Source organism: Streptomyces sp. NPDC021225 (genome assembly GCF_044332865.1).
Taxonomy (GTDB): Bacteria; Actinomycetota; Actinomycetes; order Streptomycetales; family Streptomycetaceae; genus Streptomyces.
The window spans coordinates 903,986-924,179 of record NZ_JBIRPV010000003.1 but is presented as its reverse complement, the minus strand read 5'-3'; the positions used below and the strand labels follow the sequence as shown (position 1 = coordinate 924,179).

General features: G+C 69.7%; 14 protein-coding genes and 1 pseudogene. 9 read left to right on the top strand and 6 right to left on the bottom strand.

Features of this window, described 5'->3' with window-relative positions:
- Positions 1-75: 75 nt before the first annotated feature.
- Positions 76-1,113, top strand: a complete 1,038-nt coding sequence (locus tag ACH4S9_RS17755) for an NADP-dependent oxidoreductase (RefSeq protein ID WP_398372766.1) — start codon at positions 76-78, stop codon at positions 1,111-1,113.
- Here the strand turns inward: ACH4S9_RS17755 and ACH4S9_RS17750 are convergent.
- From ACH4S9_RS17750 to ACH4S9_RS17730, 5 genes and pseudogenes are all read right to left on the bottom strand, one after another.
- Positions 1,100-3,763: an FHA domain-containing protein gene (locus tag ACH4S9_RS17750; RefSeq protein WP_398372763.1), complete on the bottom strand. Its 2,664-nt coding sequence runs from the start codon at positions 3,761-3,763 to the stop codon at positions 1,100-1,102. The genes ACH4S9_RS17755 and ACH4S9_RS17750 overlap by 14 nt on opposite strands.
- A 390-nt stretch (positions 3,764-4,153) precedes the next feature.
- Positions 4,154-4,315: a hypothetical protein gene (locus ACH4S9_RS17745; RefSeq protein ID WP_398372761.1), complete on the bottom strand. Its 162-nt coding sequence runs from the start codon at positions 4,313-4,315 to the stop codon at positions 4,154-4,156.
- Positions 4,316-4,444: 129 nt separating this feature from the next.
- Positions 4,445-5,484, bottom strand: a pseudogene (locus tag ACH4S9_RS17740) (ABC transporter permease).
- Positions 5,485-5,522: 38 nt separating this feature from the next.
- The gene (locus ACH4S9_RS17735; RefSeq protein ID WP_398372759.1) at positions 5,523-6,275 is read right to left on the bottom strand and encodes an ABC transporter ATP-binding protein; all 753 of its coding nucleotides are present in this window, start codon (positions 6,273-6,275) and stop codon (positions 5,523-5,525) included.
- Positions 6,272-6,808 (bottom strand): hypothetical protein, encoded by a 537-nt coding sequence (locus ACH4S9_RS17730; protein WP_398372757.1) that lies wholly within the window; start codon positions 6,806-6,808, stop codon positions 6,272-6,274. Before ACH4S9_RS17730 ends, ACH4S9_RS17735 begins: the two co-directional genes overlap by 4 nt.
- 215 nt (positions 6,809-7,023) lie before the next feature.
- On the opposite strand from ACH4S9_RS17730, the gene ACH4S9_RS17725 reads away from it, so the two are divergent.
- The 3 genes from ACH4S9_RS17725 to ACH4S9_RS17715 all read left to right on the top strand — a co-directional run bounded on the left by ACH4S9_RS17725 (position 7,024) and on the right by ACH4S9_RS17715 (position 9,945).
- Positions 7,024-7,650 carry a sensor histidine kinase gene (locus ACH4S9_RS17725; RefSeq protein WP_398372755.1) on the top strand — a complete coding sequence of 209 codons (627 nt, stop codon included), beginning with the start codon at positions 7,024-7,026 and terminating at the stop codon, positions 7,648-7,650.
- A gap of 136 nt (positions 7,651-7,786) precedes the next feature.
- On the top strand, positions 7,787-9,385 hold the full coding sequence (locus ACH4S9_RS17720; protein ID WP_311721636.1) for an MFS transporter: 1,599 nt from the start codon (positions 7,787-7,789) through the stop codon (positions 9,383-9,385).
- 98 nt (positions 9,386-9,483) lie between these two features.
- Entirely contained in the window at positions 9,484-9,945 is a 462-nt protein-coding gene (locus ACH4S9_RS17715) for a potassium channel family protein (RefSeq protein WP_398372752.1), read from the top strand.
- Between the two features lie 54 nt (positions 9,946-9,999).
- On the opposite strand, the gene ACH4S9_RS17710 is transcribed toward ACH4S9_RS17715, so the two are convergent.
- The gene (locus tag ACH4S9_RS17710) at positions 10,000-10,407 is read right to left on the bottom strand and encodes a phosphopantetheine-binding protein (RefSeq protein ID WP_398372750.1); all 408 of its coding nucleotides are present in this window, start codon (positions 10,405-10,407) and stop codon (positions 10,000-10,002) included.
- A 99-nt stretch (positions 10,408-10,506) separates the two neighbouring features.
- Between ACH4S9_RS17710 and ACH4S9_RS17705 the strand changes: the two genes are divergently transcribed.
- The 5 genes from ACH4S9_RS17705 to ACH4S9_RS17685 all read left to right on the top strand — a co-directional run bounded on the left by ACH4S9_RS17705 (position 10,507) and on the right by ACH4S9_RS17685 (position 20,124).
- A complete protein-coding gene (locus tag ACH4S9_RS17705; RefSeq protein WP_398372748.1) occupies positions 10,507-12,414 on the top strand; it encodes an SMI1/KNR4 family protein in 1,908 nt (635 codons plus the stop codon).
- Positions 12,415-12,843: 429 nt separating this feature from the next.
- On the top strand, positions 12,844-15,315 hold the full coding sequence (locus ACH4S9_RS17700) for a GTPase-associated protein 1-related protein (protein ID WP_398372746.1): 2,472 nt from the start codon (positions 12,844-12,846) through the stop codon (positions 15,313-15,315).
- On the top strand, positions 15,312-15,482 hold the full coding sequence (locus ACH4S9_RS17695) for a hypothetical protein (RefSeq protein ID WP_311721619.1): 171 nt from the start codon (positions 15,312-15,314) through the stop codon (positions 15,480-15,482). The genes ACH4S9_RS17700 and ACH4S9_RS17695 overlap by 4 nt, the downstream gene beginning before the upstream one ends.
- A gap of 414 nt (positions 15,483-15,896) precedes the next feature.
- Positions 15,897-17,930: a DNA topoisomerase (ATP-hydrolyzing) subunit B gene (gene gyrB / locus ACH4S9_RS17690; RefSeq protein WP_398372744.1), complete on the top strand. Its 2,034-nt coding sequence runs from the start codon at positions 15,897-15,899 to the stop codon at positions 17,928-17,930.
- 82 nt (positions 17,931-18,012) lie between these two features.
- Positions 18,013-20,124 (top strand): type IIA DNA topoisomerase subunit B, encoded by a 2,112-nt coding sequence (locus ACH4S9_RS17685; protein WP_398372742.1) that lies wholly within the window; start codon positions 18,013-18,015, stop codon positions 20,122-20,124.
- Positions 20,125-20,194 lie beyond the last annotated feature (70 nt).

Genomic DNA, 20,194 nt, shown 5'->3' with positions numbered 1-20,194 from the left:
GGGCACTGGCTCAGCTCCCGCACCCACGTTTCTCTTGGCCGACGTCACTCGTCCGACACCAGGAGAGAAACTTCCATGAGTACACAGGTGAATCGTCAGATCGTCCTTGCGGCACGGCCGCACGGGGACCCGAAGGAAAGCGACTTCGCCATTGTCGAGGGGGCCTTGCCGGTTCCGGGCGACGGTCAGGTGCTGACGCGAAACATCCTGCTCTCGCTGGACCCCTACAACCGCATCATCATGGGTAACGCGAACAGCGACCAGCCCTCCCTCAACATCGGCGACCCGATGTTCGGCTTCACGATCGCGGTGATCGAGCAGAGCAACAACCCCGCCTTCGCGGTCGGTGACCACGTCGCCGGCATGTCCGGCTGGCAGGACTACGCGGTGTCCGACGGCTCGGACCTCAGGAAGATCGATCCGGAAGCGGCGCCGCTGTCAGCGAATCTCGGCGTGCTCGGGATGACGGGTCTCACTGCGTGGGTGGGACTGACCAAGATCATCAACCCGAAGCCGGGCGGCACGCTTGTGGTCACCGCCGCGGCAGGCGCCGTCGGCACGGCCGCGGCTCAGATCGGCAAGCTCCGGGGATACCGGGTCGTGGGAGTCGCCGGCGGCCCCGAGAAGTCACGCCACCTACTCGAGGACCTCGGCCTGGACGCTGCCGTCGACCACAAGGCGCCCGACTTCGCCGAGCAGCTCGCCCACGCCGTGCCCGACGGGATCGACACGGTCTACGAGAGCGTGGGCGCCTCCATGTTCGGGGCACTGCTGCCCCACCTGAACCTCAAGGCCCAGTTCGCGGTAGGCGGCGTGATGTCGCAGATCACACGGACGCAGGCGTTCGAGGGACCAGACCGCCTGCCGGACCTCCTGAGGGCAGTGCTGTACAAGAACCTCACCATTCGGGGCTTCTCCGTACCCGACCACTTCGACAGTTACCCGGCATTCCTCGCCGACCTGGCCCCGGCGGTGGCAGAGGGCAAGCTGCGCTACGCCGAACACATCGTCGAGGGACTCGAGAACATCCCCGCCTCGTTCCCGGAGATGTTTCAAGGCCGCATCATGGGCAAGATGCTCGCGAAGATCAGCTGGAGCCCTAGTCCCGCATGACCTCGGGTTCGTGCCGGCGCAGCAGGCGGGCCACCGCGAAGCCGCAGACCAGCCCGATGGCCAGGAGCACACCGAGGTCGATGCCCCACTGGGTGACGGTGTGGGCCCACAGCGGGTCGACATCGTCCGGCTTGTCGACATTCCAGGGCGGCATGGTGTGCGCGAGGTCGAGTGTGGTCCCGGCGCCGGCGACCGCCCAGCGGGCGGGCATCAGCCAGCCGATCTGTTCGATGCCCGGAGAGTCGAACAGCTGGAAGAGGACCCCGGTGAAGACGACCTGGACGACGGCGAACATCACGAGCAGCGGCATGGTCTTCTCCGGGGTCCTCACCAGCGCGGAGATGACCAGACCGAACATCATGGTGGTGAAGCCCAGCGCGCTGATGACCACGCAGACCTCGACGGCCGTGGGCATGAGCAGCCCCTGGGCGGGCAGTTGGCGGACGGAGAAGCCGATGGCGCAGATGACGACACCCTGCACCGCGGTGATCAGACCGAGGACGATCACCTTCGACATCAGATACGCCGATCGGGACAGCCCCGTGGCTCTCTCCCGTTCGTAGATCACCCGTTCTTTGATCAATTCGCGTACGGAGTTGGCCGCGCCGGAGAAGCACATGCCGACGACCAGCACCAGCAGAATGGTTCCGGACTCCTGGTTGTAGCGGAAACGGCTGTCGGGCGGCGGCGGGGCGAGTCCGAATGTCGCCGGAACCAGGCAGCTCACTCCGCCCAGCACGGCCGGGAGCAGCAGCATCAGCGCCATGAAGCCCTTGTCGGAGGCGATGACCGACGCATAGCGGCGCATCAGCGTCCACAACTGGCCGAGCCAGCCTTGCGGTTTGGGCCGCCGAGCCCGCGCGGGCGGCTGCGTCGCCGGGGTGCCCGACTGCTGCGGCGGTTCGGCCGACTCGATCTCCGCGGCGCACCGGTCGTACTGCCGGGAAGCCCGCCAGCGCCCGCCCCAGTCGTCCTCGCGGTGGTCCTCGAAGGCGGAGAAGACATCGGCCCAGCTCTCGTGACCGAAGAAGTCCAGGGCCTCGCCCGGGGGACCGAAGTACGCCACGGAGCCACCGGGCGCCAGGACCAACACCCGGTCGCACAGGGACAGTTCGGCGACGGAGTGCGTGACCACCAGCACGGTGCGGCCGTCGTCGGCGAGCTCCCGCAGCAGCTTCATGACATTACGGTCCAAGCCCGGGTCCAGACCGGAGGTGGGCTCGTCGAGGAAGAGCAGGGACGGCTTGGTCAGCAGTTCCAGGGCAACGGAAACCCGCTTGCGCTGACCGCCGGAGAGCGAGGCGACCTTCTTGCCCCGGTGGACGTCGAGTCTGAGCTCCTGGAGCACCTCGTCGATACGGGCCTTGCGCTCGGCCGCCTTGGTGTCACCGGGAAAGCGGAGCCTGGCGGCGTATTTCAGAGCGACGTCGACGGTCAGCTCCTTGTGCAGGATGTCATCCTGCGGGACGAGGCCGATACGGTGGCGCAACTCGGCGAACTGGGCGTAGAGATCGCGGTGGTCATAGAACACCTGGCCACGGTCCGCGGGCCGGTATCCGGTGAGTGCGCGCAGAAGGGTGGACTTCCCGGAGCCCGACGGCCCGATCACCGCGACCAGCGACTTCTCGGGGACGCCGAAGGAGACGTCGTCCAGGATGGTCTTGCCGCGCCCGACGGTCACTGTCAGGTTGCGGGCGGTGAAGGAGACCTCACCGGTGTCGACGAACTCCTCGAGCCGGTCTCCGGCGAGCCGGAAGGTGGAGTGGCCGACACCGACGATGTCGTACGGGCCGATGATCCGGCGGTCCACGGGCTGCCCATTGACATAGGTGCCGTTGTGACTTCCGAGGTCGACGATCTCGAAGCGGCCATCGGGCAGGGGCCGGAACTCCGCGTGGTGACGGGAGACATACGGGCCCTCCACCACGAGCTCGTTTTCCGGCCCGCGGCCGATACGCAGCCGTTGCCCCAGGACGAGTGGGTAGACGCCCGAGGGGTCCCGGTCGATGGAAAGGGCTGCGGCGGCTCCGCGGGGACCGGCCGCGGGGCCTTCGGACCGGCGACTGTCCCGGGGGTCACCCGCGTCTCCGGGAGTCGGGGGAACCGCGGCACGGGCGAAACCGGATGCGGGGTGGTGAGGGAGGGGGCGGAACTGCTCGTCGCCACGGGCTGCCGCCGCCCCCGTGGGGGCTCCCGGAACCTCTCCCGGCCGGGGACCGGGCACCACCGGGGGTGTGGCGGCGGCCACCGACGTGCCCCGATCCGCAGCATCCCGGACTTTGGGACGGGCCTCGGCCTGGGGCTGCCCCTCGCGTATCCGGACGTCAGCACGCACCTGATCGTCGCTCACCGCTGCGGAGGCTTCGGTGAAGTCCAGCCGCATGCCGGTGGAGACCTCTCCCAGCCGGATGATCGAACCGTGACCGATCTCGATCCGCTGAATACGACGTCCTTCGGCGAACGTGCCGTTAGCACTGCCGAGATCTTCGATGACCCACGTTCCGCCGTCGCAGCGGATCACGACGTGCCGCCGGGAGACTCGGCGGTCGATGAACGAGATGTCGGCCTGCTGGTCGCGCCCGATGGTGTAGCTCCGGGACGCCTCCAGGGTCCAGGTGCGCCCACTGGCATGCAGTACAAGTTCCGGCATGTCTGTCCCAAGTCGATCGTGTGCACCGAGGCCGTCTGCGCGAGGATAGACGACGGCTCGGACGGTTCCTGCAGCGCGAGGTGGCGAACCATCACCGGTCGGTACGCGGACCGGCAGATCGGCGGGCCGTGGGTGTTCGTCGGGCATCAGGGCGGTGTGTCCTCGTGGAGTCGGAACCGGAGTCGGTCAGCCGGTGTGCGGCCCGGACCAGTGCACATCGGCGCGTACGGTCATGGCCGGTATGGAAGAGGGCTCGGGACACGCGGAGGTTGCGTGTCATGGCGGGGAGCCGGGAATCCGCACCGCGTACCCGCGCCGCGCGCACATTGCTCCCGCCCGTGCCCACCGAGCGAGCTGACCACCGACGAAGCCGTGGTTATCTCTGTTCGGTCAGGCGATGGGGTCGCCGACGACCTCGCCGGTGGCCGCGCGGATCGCGTGGGCGAACCGCCGGGCGGCGGCCTTCACCTCGGTCAGCTCCGTGGTGTCGGCGCCGACGCCGGTGCCGGCGAGGAAGGCGACGCCGATCTGCTCGTCCAGCACCCGCACCACCGCGGCAGCAGACGCGCCGCCTCCCGCGAGATCTCCAGCCGCAACCGCGAACGCCGCCGCTCACTCATCCCTCCCACAGGGCGGCTCTCCGTCGCCATGGCACTCATCAACCCTTCTCCTCTCCGGCGCTCACGCGGTGCTCAGCGCCTCGGTAGGTGCCAGGCGGGCGGCACGTACGGAGGGGTACACCCCGGCCAGGACGCCGATGGCTGTCGCCCCGCCCGTGACCATGACGATGGCGGTCATCGGGATCACCGGCGGCCAGCCCTGATACGTCACGTAGGCGACCGTGGCCAGAGTGCCCATCACTGTTCCCGCCACGCCGCCGAGCAGCGAGAGCACCACGGACTCGGTCATGAACTGGCCTCGGATCTGCCTGCGGTTGGCCCCCAGCGCACGCCGGAGACCGATCTCACCGCGCCGTTCGAGGACGGAGATGTACATGGTGTTGGCGACTCCGATGCCGCCAACCAGCAGTGCCACCCCCGACAGCCCCAGGAAGAGAGCCGAGAACGTGCTGTCCGCCGCACGCTTGGCGGCCAGGGCATCGGATGGCCGACTGACTTGCACCAGCCCGGGGAGCTGCGGGTACAGGTGGCGGGAAGGACGTCGGCCACGGCTTCCATGGCGTCTTCATCGGCCCGCACATAGACGACGGTGGGGTGTCCGGCGATGCGAGGAATACCGAGCCGGGCGGCGGCCTGGTGGCCGAACACGACGGTGGGCAGCCGGTCGGTGGACGGGCTCAGGAAGCGGCCCGATCTCACTCGGCCGTTCACGGTGGGAAGCAGGTCGTTCTGGCTGGCGAGAACGCTGAGCCCGAGCCCGTCGTTGGGGTCTGTCCGGTCGGAGCGCCGGACGATGGTATGCGTGTTGGCGACGGCACTTGTGCGGCTCACCGGACCGATCCTGGCAGCCATCTTCGCCGCTTCCGGCGGCAGCAGCACAGGGGGCCGTTGGTTGGGCTGTGGCTGGGCCCGCAACAGGTTCGTCCCCAGCGCCGCGAGTTGCTCGTTGAGGGCACGCTGACTCGACGCCGGGATGCCTGTGACCAGGACCAGGGTGAGGATGCCGATCGAAATGCCGAGCGCGGAGAGAGCCGCCCTCATCCGGCGGACGCGGATCCCGAGCAGGCCGAGGCGCAGGACGTCCGACGGCGCCAGCCGCACGGGCCGGGCCGGGTCTCCGTGGTGAGCCCTCCTGCGGGTCACGCGCCGCTCCCGGAGGTGAGCGCCTCATCGTGTGAGTCCGTCATGACACGCCCGTCACGCATCTCGATCCGGCGTGGCAGGCGCACCGCGATGTCCCGGTCATGGGTGATGACGGCGATGGTGGTGCCTTCGCTGTTCAGCTGGGTGAGCAGATTGAGCACGGACTGTCCGTTCACGGTGTCGAGGGCGCCGGTCGGCTCGTCGGCGAGTACCAGCGCGGGCTCGTTGACCAGTGCTCGGGCGATGGCCACCCGCTGGCGTTCGCCTCCCGAGAGCTGGTGCGGCAGGTGGCGTGTGCGGTGGGCGAGACCGACGCGGTCCAGAGCGGCAACGGCCATCGGGTGACGCCGACGGCGTGGCACGCCCGCGTAGAGCAGTCCTGTGGCGACGTTCTCCTCCGCGGTGAGGCCGTCCGTGAGGTGGAAGTGCTGGAAGACGAATCCCAGCCACCGTCCGCGCAGCGCGGACAGTTCCCGGTCGGACAGTCGGGCGGCGTCCCGGTCGCCGATCCGGACCGTGCCGCCGGTCGGTCGGTCGAGGGTGCCCATGATGTTCAGCAAGGTGGACTTTCCTGAACCCGAGCGGCCGACGATCGCCAGCAACTCGCCTGCCCGGATGGTCAGGGATACGTCATCGAGGGCGGTAACCCCTCCCGCGTACGCCTTGCTGACGTTGTGCACAGCGAGCACGATCGGGCCCCGGTCATGACCCTGGCAGCCGGCGCTTCGCGTTCCCGGCGGGATGGTCATGATGCCGTCACCACCACGTCGCCTTCCTCGACGCCGGCACCGCTGACCTCCACGAGCCCCTTGGCGAAGAGGCCGGTCGTGACGCCGACCAGCTTCCCGCCGGGGCGTTGCAACGCGTAACCGCCCTCGCTCAGGGCGAGGAGAGCGCCTACCGGCACCACAAGGACGTTCTTCCTGGTCTCGGCTGTAAAGACAACCTGTACGGACGCTGCGTCGATCTTGGCGACATCGGCGCTGTGCGTCGGCCGCACCTTCACCTGGAGCGTGGGGGCCGTGTCGGTGCCGTCGCCCGCGTCGGTGTCGCCACCGCCCTGCACGGTGGTGCTGACGGACACGACCTTGCCGGGAACACGCTTGGTGTCGGGGAGGACGATGGTGACTTCGGCGCCCTTGTGAATGGAGTCGGCGCTGCCCGCGTCGACCTTGACCGTGACCGTCTTCTGCTGTGCGGTCAGGGTGAGTACGGACTCGGCGGCCGGGTCGCCCAGTTGCGCGATGACGGCGTCGACGCGCGAGGGACCGGACAGGACCATCGCCCGGCCCGGGTCCGCATCGCCGGCTGGTCCGCGGCCGTGCTCGTGATGACGGTGGCCGTGACCACGTTGGCGGGCATCCGCCTGGTGAAGCCGCTCAGAACACTCACCGAAGCGGCCATGCGCATGGAAGCCGGCGAGTTGTCCACACGTGCAACATCCGGGGCTGGCTCGAGGCGGTCGAGGACGGCATCGCACGTCCCGACGTCGATCTGGTGACCTCCCTGCTGGGACAGTCGCGCCAGCTTCAGCACATCATCGACGATCTCCGGGATCTCTCAGCAGCCGAGGCCGGCGAGCTTCGCCTGGCTCCGGAGCCCATTCAGGTCTCCGAACTGCTGTCGGCCACCGCCATGGCCAACCAGGCCACCGCCGCGGCGGCAGGTGTCACCGTCACCGTGGCGGACGGCGAAGCCATCGTGGTCATGGCTGATCCCGTACGGGCACGGCAGATGGTGGGCAACCTCGTGTCGAACGCGATTCGCCACACACCTGCGGGAGGATACGTCACCCTGAGCGCCCGTGCCGATCCCGGGACCGTTGTGATTGACGTGGCGGACACGGGAACCGGGATCTCGGCCGATGAGTTGCCGCATGTCTTCGACCGGTTCTGGCGCGCGGAGAAGTCCCGCGGCAGGCAGAGCGGCGGGAGCGGCCTCGGGCTGGCCATCGTGCGCCGCCTGGCCGAAGCGCACAAGGGAACGGTCACCGCGGTCAGCACTCCGAACGTCGGCTCAACCTTCACGCTCCACCTGCCGCGCCACTCAATCACCACAGAACCCCCAGGTGAACGCCGGTCGGCTACGGCCCGGGGGCCGGGACGAGGTGAAGTGGTGGTGTGAACGGCTCACGCCGACCGTGGCACTCCGCATCACCAAGAGTGCGAAACATTACTTTTGTCGCCTTATGCTGGCGTCGCGGCTGCCGCTCACACACGCATGCGTGGGCTCGCGGGACCGGAATGCGGAGGTGGGTGCGATGCGGCGTTGGCGGGCGTTGGCCGTGCTGGGCACCGCCCAGTTCCTGATGGTGCTGGACACCTCGGTGATGAACGTCTCGATCAGCCGGCTGGTCGAGGACTTCCACACCGACGTCACCGCCATCCAGGCCGTCATCACTGTCTACACCCTGGTCATGGCCGCCTTCATGATCACCGGAGGGAAGCTCGGTGACATGTTCGGGCGGCGCCGGGTCTTCGCCATCGGACTGGTCGTCTACGCCACGGGGTCCGCGCTCACCGCGGCGGCCCCCACTCTGTGGGTCCTCACACTTGGGTGGTCGGTGATCGAGGGGCTCGGCGCCGCGCTGGTCCTCCCCGCTCTCGCTGCCCTCGTCGGCGGCACCTACACGGGCCGGGAGCGCGCCGTGGCCTACGGCGTCATCGGCGGCCTGGCCGGAGCGGGCATCGCGGTCGGCCCACTGCTCGGCGGCTGGGCGACCACGTACCTGACCTGGCGGGTGGTCTTCGCCGGCGAGGTCGTCGTCGTGGCGCTGATCCTGTGCGGCGTCCGCTGGATCCAGGACCACCCCCGGACCGGCCCCCCAGTCCGCCTCGACCTCGGAGGCGCCATACTGTCCGCTCTTGGCCTGGCCTTGATCGTCCTGGGTGTCCTGCAGAGCAGTTCCTGGGGATGGCTGAAGCCCCGCAACCCCCCGTTCACGGTGCTCGGCTTCTCCCCCACCGTATTCGTCATCACCGCGGGAGCGGCAGCCCTGTGGCTGCTGTGGGCATGGGAGCGACACCTGGAAGGCCGCGGCCGGGAGCCGCTGGTGCGGCTTTCGCTGCTGGGCGTCCCGCCCCTGCGGGCGGGACTGGCCATGCTGCTCGTCCAGAACCTCGTCCTGCTGGGCCTGTTCTTCGCCATCCCCCTCTACCTCCAGGTCGTCCAGGGCTTCGACGCCTTCCAGACGGGCCTCAGGCTCCTGCCGGTATCGGTCACCATGCTGGTGGCATCGATGAGCGGTCCCCTCCTCGGCCGCGTCGCCGGCCCCCGCATCACTGTGCGTCTCGGTCTATTGGTGCTGCTCGCCGCGATCGTGTGGCTGCTCGCGACCGTCCGTCCGCGCATCGACGACCTGTCCTTCGCGCTCGCCATGGCCATGCTGGGCATCGGGCTGGGCCTGCTCGCCTCCCAGCTCGGCAACGTCGTCCAGTCCAGCGTGGGGGAGGCCGAACGCAGCGAGGTCGGCGGCCTGCAGTACACCGCCCAGAACCTGGGCTCCTCCCTCGGCACCGCCCTGATCGGCGCCATCCTCATCGGCGCTCTCGCCGGCGCCTTCACCTCCCTCATCGCCGACAACCCGCGGATTTCCGAAGCCGCACGACAGCAGACCGGCATCGCCATCGAAGCCGGCATCAGCTTCGTCAGCACCGACCACGTGCGCGCTGCCGCCGAGCGCGAGGGGCTGCCGCCGTCCGAAACCGAGGCGCTCGTCGACGACTACGCCGCCGCCCAGCTCGCCGGCCTGAGAGCCGCCATCCTGGCGACCGCCGGCATCACCCTCACCGGCCTCGCCTTCACTCGCCACCTGCCCACCGCCCGCCTCACCCGGACAGGACGTGATGCCAGGACATGAGCGGCCCCAGCCCCCGGCCCGAGGAAGGATCCGCCCCCCGGCCCCGGCGCTCCGGGACATTCGGACGCGCGCCGACACTCCCGGCGGCAGTGCGCGCCGTGTCGACGGCGACCGGTCTTGTCGTCGCCTACTACCTGCTGCCCATGGGACCGAGACTCACCGGCAGCGCAACCACGGCTCTCGTCCTGGGGCTCCTGGGACTGCTGGCCCTGTTCACCTGGCAGATCCGCGCGATCGCCCGCTCCCGGTATCCCCGGCTGCGGGCGGTCGAGGCACTGGCCACCACCCTCCCCCTGTTCCTCCTGCTCTTCGCCACCACCTACTACCTGCTCGAACGCTCCGAACCCCGCAGCTTCAGCGAGCCGCTCACCCGGACCGACTCCCTGTACTTCGCCCTCAGCATGTTCAGCACCGTGGGCTTCGGCGACATCACCGCCCACTCACAGACCGCCCGCGTCATCGTCATAACGCAGATGACGGCCGACGTCCTGCTCATCGTCCTCGCCGCCCGCCTGGTGGTCAGCGCGGTCGAGACCGGCCTGCACCACCGTGGTGGCTGACCGGGGCGGTGTGGGTTCGGCACCACTTCCAGCGCACCAGCACAGATCGGTCAGTCAGGATCTGTCCCTCGGGCGCAGTACCGGGCGCGCGCGTCGGCCGTTGTCCAGATGAGGCGCCAGTTCGGCGACTGTGGGGGCCTCGAAGACGGTCTGGAGGTCAAGACCGGTCCCGAACTGCGCGCGGACGCGGTTGACCAGGAGCATGGCGAGCAGTGAGTGCCCGCCCAACTCGAAGAAACTGTCGTCCCGGCTGACACCGGGTACCCCCAGGATGTCGGCGAACAGCTTGCACAGGGCTTCTTCCCGGGCGTTGCGGGGCAGTTGCGAGGTCGAGGCGACCGCGTGGTCGGGGGCGGGCAGCGCGGCACGGTCCAGCTTGGCGTTGATCGTCAGAGGCAGTGCCTCCAACCGTTCGCTGAACTCCGCACCCGGCTCCAAGCCGATCCCGAATGGCAGGTCCATGACCTCCCTACCGGCCATGACGCAATGCACGAGGCCCCGGAGGCGGTCGCTGCACTGCTGTCCGACACTGTTGTCGGTGTCGGATGACACCATCCGGCCATGAGTGGCGAGTCTTTCAACTGGCACGAATTCCTGGGTCGCTGGCAGGAGGAGTGGGCTCCGCGCGAGGACGAGGACGAGGACGAGGACGAGGACGGCGGGCAGACCGTCGTCCCCCTGGGAAGGCCCGGGGCGGACGAGGCGGCGATCGCCGCGGCCGAGGAGCGGCTGGGACGGCGGCTGCCGCCCTCGTACCGGGAGTTCCTCGCCGTGAGCGACGGGTGGCACGTGGACGAGACGGCCGGGGTCTATCAGCTCGGCGGCGCCGCGGACATCGACTGGTTCCAGGATCCGTTCGGCATGACCCCGCTGTACGAGGAAAGTCTGGGCGACAACCCGCGCGAGGAAGACGGCCTGCTGGCCGGGATGTGGCAACGGGCGCTACGGCTGGAGACGGACTCCGACATGTCGCACGCCCTGCTCGACCCGGGCGACAGCGACCAGGACGGCGAGTGGGCGCTCTACGTCTACAAGGGCTGGAGCGGTGAACTGCCGGACCGTTACCCGTCGTTCCGGGCGTACATGGAGGCCATGTACCGCGACTTCCACTCCGACCGGGCAGAGCGACCCGACTTCGTGAACGCGACCACGCGCGCCCAGGACGCCCATGTGGAGGAGGCCCGCCTGCTGGCCCTGCGCGGACGGTACGAGGAGGCCCTGCCCCTGCTCGAGGAGGCGCTGGCCTTCGGACGGCCACGGAGCGCCGTCCTGCTGAACCAGCTCCGGCATCTGCTGGCCCCGCGCAGTTCCCGGGATTACGGCTACCTGGTGGCCGACCCGCGCTACCTGCCCGAGATTCTGCCCGTGGAGGCCATGACGCCGGCACGCGGCGAGTGGCGGCTGGGCGGGGACGACCACTGGCTCGGGATGATGACCGCCCGCGGGGCCGCTCGGAAGACCGCCGAGGCCATACTGAGCACGATGCGCGACGGTACCCATCGCTACGCGCCTCCCGGCCCATGGGGCCGGGCCGTCGCCGAGGCCTGGGAGTCGGCCCGCTGGGGGGCGACCGACGCCGCCTGGCGGGTGCTGCGGGACGCGCTCCCGCGGTGGGAGGCGCCCGGGCCCTGGCTGATCGCCCCGATCGGTCTGCTCGCCGATCCGGTCCTGGGTCCGCTGATCACCCCGGAGCGTGGGCGGGAGATCCTGGCGACACCGCGGGCCGGGGAGCGGGGACCCGCTCCCGATCCGGTGCCCGATCTCGACCCGCCGGGCCTCGCCTGGCTGACTGAGCCCGCGGCGAACCGGGGGCCGCGCGACGGATACCGCTGTGTCTGGGTCGAGGGGATCGACCCCGCCCGCCTGCCCGCCCTGATCGGCGAGGAGGGCGCCGAACTGAGCGCGCCCGCGGATCCGCGCAACGCGTTCTGGCCGGCACCCCGGCCCCACGAGCGGGAGGGCGTGGAACTCTGGGAGGACCGGGCCGTGGTCGCCGTCGGCCGCACCGCCGGAGCGTGGGCCTTCGCCTTCGACGGCGGCTCCCGCCATTTGAACAAGCTGTTCCTGTCCCCCGCTCCGGCCGCCTCCTCGTCCGGCCGCGCGGTGGTGGTGTGGCGCGACCCGAGGAGCTCGTCCTCCGGTGACCGCCCGGCCGCATTCCACCTGTCGATGGCCGAAGGGGGCGAGGAGCTCTACGCGTTCACCGTGCGGGGTACGGAGATACAGCGCTCCGGCGCGATACCCGAGGCCCTGGACCCCGCACTGCTGTTCCGCCCGGAGGACACCGAACTGGATTACGAGCGGCACGTGTTGGAGGCCTTGCACGCCGAACTCGGGCTCTCGCTCCCCCGCTTCGCGCTGACCCAAGGCAGGCTCCGCACCTTCACCACCCGATCCTGGACCCGGGCACCACGCGCGGGCGAGGGGTTCGCCTACTCCTACGTCAGCTTCGGGCGGCACCGGCCCTGAACCCGGGCTGGCCCGCCCCTGGTGGAAGTCGAGCCCACCGGCGAGCCCGGTCCTATCCTGCAAAGTCTTCACACTCCAGGAGTAGATCTGCTGGGATAATCGTTCGCACAGACCAACCGTGAGCAGGGGGACGATCAGTGGGGCCAGAGTTCGGGCATCGCCTCGGGCTACCCGGAGCTCTGTCCGCATTGCCGCTGTCACCACTGGTAGACCGTGATCAGGAGCCTGTGGCACAGCAGCATGTCCTGGGGTTGCGCCACATCGGCGAGGCGCTGCCCCCTTCCGGTGGACGATGACCACCCCGATGACGGTGGCTGTGCCGCTGCGCGTCGAGGATCCGACGCTGCTGTGGCTGCTCGGGGGGCGCGGACTCCGTCGCGTGAACGAACCCACGAAGCCCGGGAAGTCGGCCGGCGGGGAGGCTGGAGCATGAGCCTGACACAGCTGCACTACACCTCGGCGCCCCCGGGGCCGGACGGTTCGGGGTTCCGGTTCACCGCGCTCACCCCCGGGCTACCCCCGTCGCTGCTCAAGGAGGCCGAGCAGCTCATCGGCTATGAGCCGCCACGCGATGCCCCTCCTCGTCCCACCGACGCCGAGCTGGCCGCGTTCCCCGAGGCGTTCAGCTACAGCCGACTCTCGGACGGAAGTTGGCTGCTGGCCCGTACGGTCTATACGGGAGTCGACCACAGCGGGCGCTGGGGCAACTTCCATGCGCACGCGCTGCATCTCCCCACGGACACGACACCGCCGCGCGGGGCGCTGCCCATCACCGCCTGGGGTTCCCCCCAGTGGGCCGGCCGCACCCCGGACGGCGGGGTGCCGGAGCCGCTCGAAACGCTGCCTGCCTCGGGTCGCTTCGACCGGGACGGCTTGGTGATGTTCGCGGCCGCTCGCTCGCCGTGGCTCGCGGGCTTCTTCGCCGATCTGCGCGGGCTGAGCCAGGACGAGTCCGCGCCCCGGATCATCGTCATCGAGCGGAACAGCGCAGATGTGGCCCGGTGGATCGCGCTGGCGAGCACCGTGCTGCCACGCGAAGACGCCCAGCGGCTGACCTTCACCACCTATACGAGGCGGCCGGAGCTCGCCCGGCAGCATGTCATCGGCGTACTGCCGGAGGTTGGTCAGGGGCTGACCGACTACGACCATCGCTACCGGGTGCACGACTGCGCCGGCGGAAAGCCCCGGGAGCCGGTGGCCGACGCCTGGGCGGAGGCGGCCGCGGTCATCTGGCTGGGTGATGCCCCCGAGCTGTTCCGGGAGGCGGCCTCGCTCGCGGACGACCGCTTCGCCCCCGGCCCGCTCGCCTGCGTCGCGCTGTGCGCCGGGCTCGAGCTCGGCGCCACCGGCCGCGCCGAGGCGGCGGACTGGGCGCACAGCCACCGGGAGGCACTGGGCGAGGAGCGACTGCACCGTCTGGTGGCGGCGCTGGGCGCGCCCGCCGGGGACCGGACGGATCCAGAAAGGGCGGCCCTGTTCCGGTTGTTCACGGCGCTCGACGGCCGTGTACCGGTCGCCTCCATCGCGCCGCTCGCCGCGCTGGTGCTCACCGAGGCTGTTTGCTCGCCCGGGTCGGTGCCCGGGCTGCACGCCCTGCGCCCCGACGCCCTCACCGAGGAACTGCGCCAACGTCTCGCCGGCGAACTGGCGCCGGACCTGCGCGCGGGCGTGGCGGACGGCGGTCGGGGCGCCTCACGCCCCTTGGAGCTGCTGCGCATCGCGGACCTGCTCGGGGTGGACTGCTCGGACCTGCTGCCGGAGGTGGCGCGCAGGCTGGCCCACGAGATGCTGGCTGCTCCGGAGGAGGCGCACACTCCCGCGGTACGCCTCGCGGTGGAGGAACACTTCACGTTGCGGACCACCCTGCTCGGCAGGCTCGACGAACTGGCCGCCGGCGATCCGCTCGCCGCGGCCCGGCTGCTGACGCGGATCCCGCTCCGCTTCGCGGAGAGCCAGGCCCTGCCTCATCTGCGGATGTGCGCCGAGGCGCCGCGGGTGACAGCGGGCGGCGGCGACCGAGTCGGCGTGCTGAACGCCGTGGTGCGTGCGAGCGGAGTCTCGATGTTCGCCGATCCGCTCGTCCTGCGCACGGCAGTCCGGCTGATCTGGCAGGACAGTACGCCCACCGCCGGGGAAGCGCGGCTGATGCTGGTCGAGGCCGGGTCGGACACCCACCTCGCGGCGGGTACCTGGCCCAGCCTGCTCAGGGCCGCGCTCGAAGGGCCGGAGGACGATCTGGACGTACCCGATCTCGCCCAGAACCTGCTGCGCTGCTTCACCGAGAATCTGACACCGCGCCAGCGCGCCTCCCTGCTCCTCCTGGAGCTGGCACGCGATCTGCGGAGCGGCTCGGCGGGCCCGGGCTGGACCGACCGGGCGATGTCACTCCGGGCGGCGGCGGAACCGGTGGAACGCAACGTTGTCGAGCACGCCTTCGGGGCTCTCGCATACCGGCTGCTGTCCACCGATTGCCCGGACGGAGAGCTGTACGCACTCATCCACAGCCGCGATCCCGACCTCATCGGCGCGTACGGCCGCGTGGCCCGATCCCGGCCGGTGCGTGACCGGCTGCGGACCGACCCCGCGTATGCGGCCGAGTGCTTCCATACCTGGAGTTCGCACCCTCAAGCCGGCGGGGCCTGGCAGGAGACGCGTGCAGAGCTGCTGGACTCGGTGCTCCGTCCGGTGGCGCGAGACCTGTCCGAGACTGATATCGCCGCCGTCGAGCGGTGCCTGGAACGTACGGGTGTCCGCTGGGCGGAAGAGTTCCGGGCCTGGAACCGGCCGGGGGCGTTCGGCCGGATCGGCCGTCGGCTGACCCGCCGGCGCCGAAAGAGCGCGGCGGAAGGGGACCGCTGGGGCGAGGTGGAGCCACCGCGGGAGGACGGCGATCTGTCATGACCGTGAACCTGCTGACTGCGGCTCTGTGGGCCACCGGCCTTGTGGCGAACGCACTGTGTGTCGGCTACACGCTCTGGCTCTTCCCCGGTCTCGCGCTCACGACGGCTGGGAAGGCGCCGGGCCCCGCCAGGCTGCGGATCCCCGGATTCCGCGCGTCGGGCCGGTAGAGACCGCCCTCGGCCAACAGGCCGCCGGCCCCCGGCCGGCGGCCCCCGGCCGGCGGCCTGACGCGGCGCGACCGGTGACCGCGGAGAGTCACGCCGGAAATAGCGCCTGCGGCGCTACGCGGCAAGGCGCCAAGGAGGCCCCCGGACAGCCCCCTGTCGCATTTTCAGGGATCCAAGGCAGGGGGGATTGACCCAGGCAGCGCGGGAGCCCCACAGCGGCGCATGGAGGTGCTCTCGCCCCATCAACAAGGGGCATCTCCGGTATCCTGGACAGCGTCCCGGTAGTCGACGGTCCCGAGGCCCGTGAGCCCCGGGGCCCTGTTTGGGCTGCCGCGTCCTGTCTTCGCCAGCTGTCCGGCCGCTCCCGCACCGTCGTGTGGGAGCGCGGTCTGCCATGCCCGAAAGAGAGCATCTGTGACCACTTACGACACTCGCACCGCCAGCGGTACCCCCGAATCCCAGCAGCCCGGCCATGCCGGGACGGCGTCGTACGACGCCAACGCGATCACAGTTCTGGAAGGCCTGGACGCGGTGCGCAAGCGGCCCGGGATGTACATCGGCTCCACGGGCGAGCGCGGGCTGCACCACCTGGTGCAGGAGCTCGTGGACAACTCCGTGGACGAGGCGCTCGCGGGGGTGGCCGACCGGATCGACGTAACGATCCTGGCCGACGGCGGGGTGCGGGTGGTCGACAACGGCCGCGGCATCCCGGTGGGGATGCACCCGGTGGAGAAGCGGCCGGCCGTCGAGGTGGTGCTGACCGTGCTGCACGCGGGCGGGAAGTTCGGGGGCGGCGGGTACGCGGTCTCCGGCGGTCTGCACGGTGTGGGCCTGTCGGTGGTCAACGCGCTGTCGACCCGGCTGTCGGCGGAGATCCGGACCGACGGCTACCGGTGGACGCAGGACTACAGGGACGGCACTCCCACCGCCCCACTGGTCCGTCACGAGCCCACCTCCCGGACGGGCACCTCCCTGACGTTCTGGGCAGACGGCGGCATCTTCGAGACCACCGAATACTCCTTCGAGACGCTGGCCAGGCGATTCCAGGAGATGGCCTTCCTCAACCGCGGGCTCACCCTGACCCTCACCGACGAACGGCCCTCCGCGCGCGCGACGGCCGCGGCCGACGAAGCCGACTCGGACCCGGCGGCGAAGACGGTCTCCTACCGCTACGACGGCGGCATCACCGACTTCGTCGCCTACCTCAATGCCCGCAAGGGCGAACCGGTCCATCCCTCGGTCATCACCATCGCCGCCGAGGACACGGAACGGCTGCTGTCGGCCGAGGTGGCCCTGCAGTGGAACGGCCAGTACACCGACAGCGTGTACTCCTACGCCAACGCCATCCACACCCATGAGGGCGGCACCCACGAGGAGGGTTTCCGCACGGCCCTGACCACCGTGGTCAACCGCTACGCGCGGGAGAAGAAGCTGCTGCGGGAAAAGGACGTCAACCTCTCCGGCGAGGACATCCGCGAGGGCCTGACCGCGATCATCTCGGTCAAGCTCGGCGAGCCGCAGTTCGAGGGCCAGACCAAGACCAAACTCGGCAACACCGAGGCGCGCACCTTCGTGCAGAAGATCGTCCACGAGCACCTGAGCGACTGGTTCGACCGCAACCCGAACGAGGCCGCGGACATCGTGCGCAAGGCCGTCCAGGCGGCCACGGCCCGGGTCGCGGCCCGCAAGGCGCGCGACCTGACCCGCCGCAAGGGCCTGCTGGAAACGGCGTCGCTGCCGGGCAAGCTGTCCGACTGCCAGTCGAACGACCCGGCGATGTCGGAGATCTTCATCGTGGAAGGAGACTCCGCCGGCGGTTCGGCCAAATCCGGCCGCAACCCGCAGTACCAGGCGATCCTCCCGATCCGCGGCAAGATCCTCAACGTGGAGAAGGCCCGGATCGACAAAATCCTGCACAACCAGGAGATCCAGGCGATCATCTCCGCGTTCGGCACGGGCGTGCACGAGGACTTCGACATCGCCAAGCTCCGTTACCACAAGATCATCTTGATGGCGGACGCCGACGTCGACGGCCAGCACATCAACACCCTGCTGCTCACCTTCCTGTTCCGCTTCATGCGGCCACTGATCGAGGAGGGCCACGTCTACCTCTCCCGCCCCCCGCTCTACAAGATCAAGTGGAGCCGTGATCACGTCGAATACGCCTACTCCGACCGCGAACGCAACATGCTCCTGGAACGGGGCCGGCAGGACGGCCGCCGGATCAAGGACGACTCCATCCAGCGCTTCAAGGGCCTGGGCGAGATGAACGCCGAGGAACTGCGCGTCACCACCATGGACCCCGACCACCGCGTCCTGGGCCAGGTCACCCTCGATGACGCAGCCGTCGCCGACGGCCTCTTCTCCGTCCTGATGGGCGAGGACGTCGAAGCCCGCCGCCACTTCATCCAGCGCAACGCCAAGGACGTCCGCTTCCTCGACATCTGACCCTGGGCACTGGCCTCCCGCCCCTCTCGGACGCCCGACCCGAAGCCCCACCACCCCCCTCTGTCGCCCAGGAGAGCACCGCGTGAGCACACTCCCCGTCCCGGCCGCCGGCAGCCGCCCTCAGGACGGATCCGACTACACCGCACGGCACCTGATGGTGCTCGAAGGACTCGAAGCCGTACGCAAACGCCCCGGCATGTACATCGGATCCAGCGACAGCCGCGGCCTGATGCACTGCCTGTGGGAGATCATCGACAACGCGGTCGACGAAGCCCTGGTCGGTGCCTGCGACCACATCGAGGTCATCCTCCACGACGACGGCTCCGCGGAAGTCACCGACAACGGCCGCGGCATCCCCGTGGACACCGAACCCCGCACCGGCCTGTCCGGAGTCGAGATCGCCTACACCAAACTCCACGCCGGCGGAAAATTCGGCGGCGGCTCCTACGCCGCTTCCGGTGGCCTGCACGGCGTCGGCGCCTCCGTGGTCAACGCCCTCTCCGCGCGGCTGGACATCGAGGTCGACCTCCACGGCCGCACTCACGCCATCAACTTCCGCCGCGGCACACCCGGCACCTACACCGGCCCCGGACCCGACGCCTCCTTCACCCCCGCCCAAGGCCTGCGCCAGACCACCAGAATCCCCAAGGCCCGCACCGGCACGCGCGTACGCTACTGGGCCGACCGACAGATCTTCCTCAAGGACGCCAGGCTCTCCCTCGACACACTGCACCAGCGGGCCCGCCAGACGGTGTTCCTGGTGCCCGGCCTGACCATCGTCGTCCGCGACGAGTACGGCCTCGGCGAGGGCGGCAGCAAGGGCGAGGAGTCCTTCCGCTTCGACGGCGGCATCAGCGAGTTCTGCGAGTTCCTGGCGAGCGACAGGCCGGTCTGCGACGTGCTCCGCTTCAGCGGGCAGGGCAGCTTCAAGGAGACGGTGCCCGTCCTGGACGACCACGGCCAGATGACGCCCACCGAGGTCACCCGGGAACTCGGCGTGGACGTCGCACTGCGCTGGGGCACCGGCTACGACACCATCGTCAAGTCGTTCGTCAACATCATCGCCACCCCCAAGGGCGGCACCCACGTCACCGGCTTCGAGCAGGCGGTGGCCAAGACGATGAACGAGGTGCTGCGGGCCAAGAAGCTCCTGCGCGTCGCCGAGGACGACATCGCCAAGGACGACGCCCTGGAGGGGCTCACGGCGGTCGTCACGATCCGTCTCGCCGAGCCCCAGTTCGAGGGCCAGACCAAGGAGGTCCTCGGCACCTCGGCGGCCCGCCGCATCGTCAACACCGTGATCAGCAAGGAACTCAAGGCGTTCCTGACCTCCACCAAGCGTGACGCGGCCCAGCAGGCCCGTGTGGTCATGGAGAAGGCCGTCGCCGCCGCCAGGACGCGCATCGCCGCCCGCCGGCACAAGGACACGCAGCGCCGCAAGACGGCCCTGGAGTCCTCCGCCCTGCCCGCCAAGCTCGCCGACTGCCGCAGCGATGACGTCGACCGCAGCGAGCTGTTCATCGTCGAGGGGGACTCCGCGCTCGGCACGGCGAAGCTCGCCCGGAACTCCGAGTTCCAGGCGCTGCTGCCGATCCGCGGCAAGATTCTCAACGTCCAGAAGTCGTCCGTCACGGACATGCTGAAGAACGCCGAGTGCGGCGCGATCATCCAGGTGATAGGAGCCGGTTCCGGGCGGACCTTCGATCTGGACGCGGCACGCTACGGCAAGATCATCATGATGACCGACGCCGATGTGGACGGCTCCCACATCCGCACCCTGCTCCTGACGCTGTTCCACCGCTACATGCGGCCCATGGTCGAGGCCGGCCGTGTCTTCGCCGCCGTGCCGCCGCTGCACCGCGTCGAGCTGATCCAGCCGAAGAAGGGCCAGGACAAGTACGTCTACACGTACTCCGACCGCGAGCTGCGCGACAAGCTGCTCGAGTTCCAGAGCGAGAACATCCGGTACAAGGACTCGATCCAGCGCTACAAGGGCCTCGGTGAGATGGACGCCGACCAGCTGGCCGAGACCACCATGGACCCGCGCCACCGCACCCTGCGCCGGATCAACCTCTCCGACCTGGAAGCCGCGGAAGGCGTGTTCGACCTGCTGATGGGCAACGACGTGGCTCCCCGCAAGGAGTTCATCACCAGCTCCGCTGCCACGCTCGACCGGTCCAGGATCGATATCTGAGTTTGTCCGCACCCCCTCCGGTGGCGTCAAGGCCGACGTAGGCGGTCGACGATCGGTGGATCCTGTCTCA

Excerpts from the sequence above, each read along its gene's own strand:
- ACH4S9_RS17755 (WP_398372766.1), top strand. The coding sequence starts at position 76 with ATGAGTACACAGGTGAATCGTCAGATCGTCCTTGCGGCACGGCCGCAC.
- ACH4S9_RS17750 (WP_398372763.1), bottom strand. The coding sequence starts at position 3,763 with ATGCCGGAACTTGTACTGCATGCCAGTGGGCGCACCTGGACCCTGGAG.
- ACH4S9_RS17735 (WP_398372759.1), bottom strand. The coding sequence starts at position 6,275 with ATGACCATCCCGCCGGGAACGCGAAGCGCCGGCTGCCAGGGTCATGAC.
- ACH4S9_RS17730 (WP_398372757.1), bottom strand. The coding sequence starts at position 6,808 with ATGGTCCTGTCCGGTCCCTCGCGCGTCGACGCCGTCATCGCGCAACTG.
- ACH4S9_RS17720 (WP_311721636.1), top strand. The coding sequence starts at position 7,787 with ATGCGGCGTTGGCGGGCGTTGGCCGTGCTGGGCACCGCCCAGTTCCTG.
- ACH4S9_RS17710 (WP_398372750.1), bottom strand. The coding sequence starts at position 10,407 with ATGGACCTGCCATTCGGGATCGGCTTGGAGCCGGGTGCGGAGTTCAGC.
- ACH4S9_RS17705 (WP_398372748.1), top strand. The coding sequence starts at position 10,507 with ATGAGTGGCGAGTCTTTCAACTGGCACGAATTCCTGGGTCGCTGGCAG.
- ACH4S9_RS17700 (WP_398372746.1), top strand. The coding sequence starts at position 12,844 with ATGAGCCTGACACAGCTGCACTACACCTCGGCGCCCCCGGGGCCGGAC.
- ACH4S9_RS17695 (WP_311721619.1), top strand. The coding sequence starts at position 15,312 with ATGACCGTGAACCTGCTGACTGCGGCTCTGTGGGCCACCGGCCTTGTG.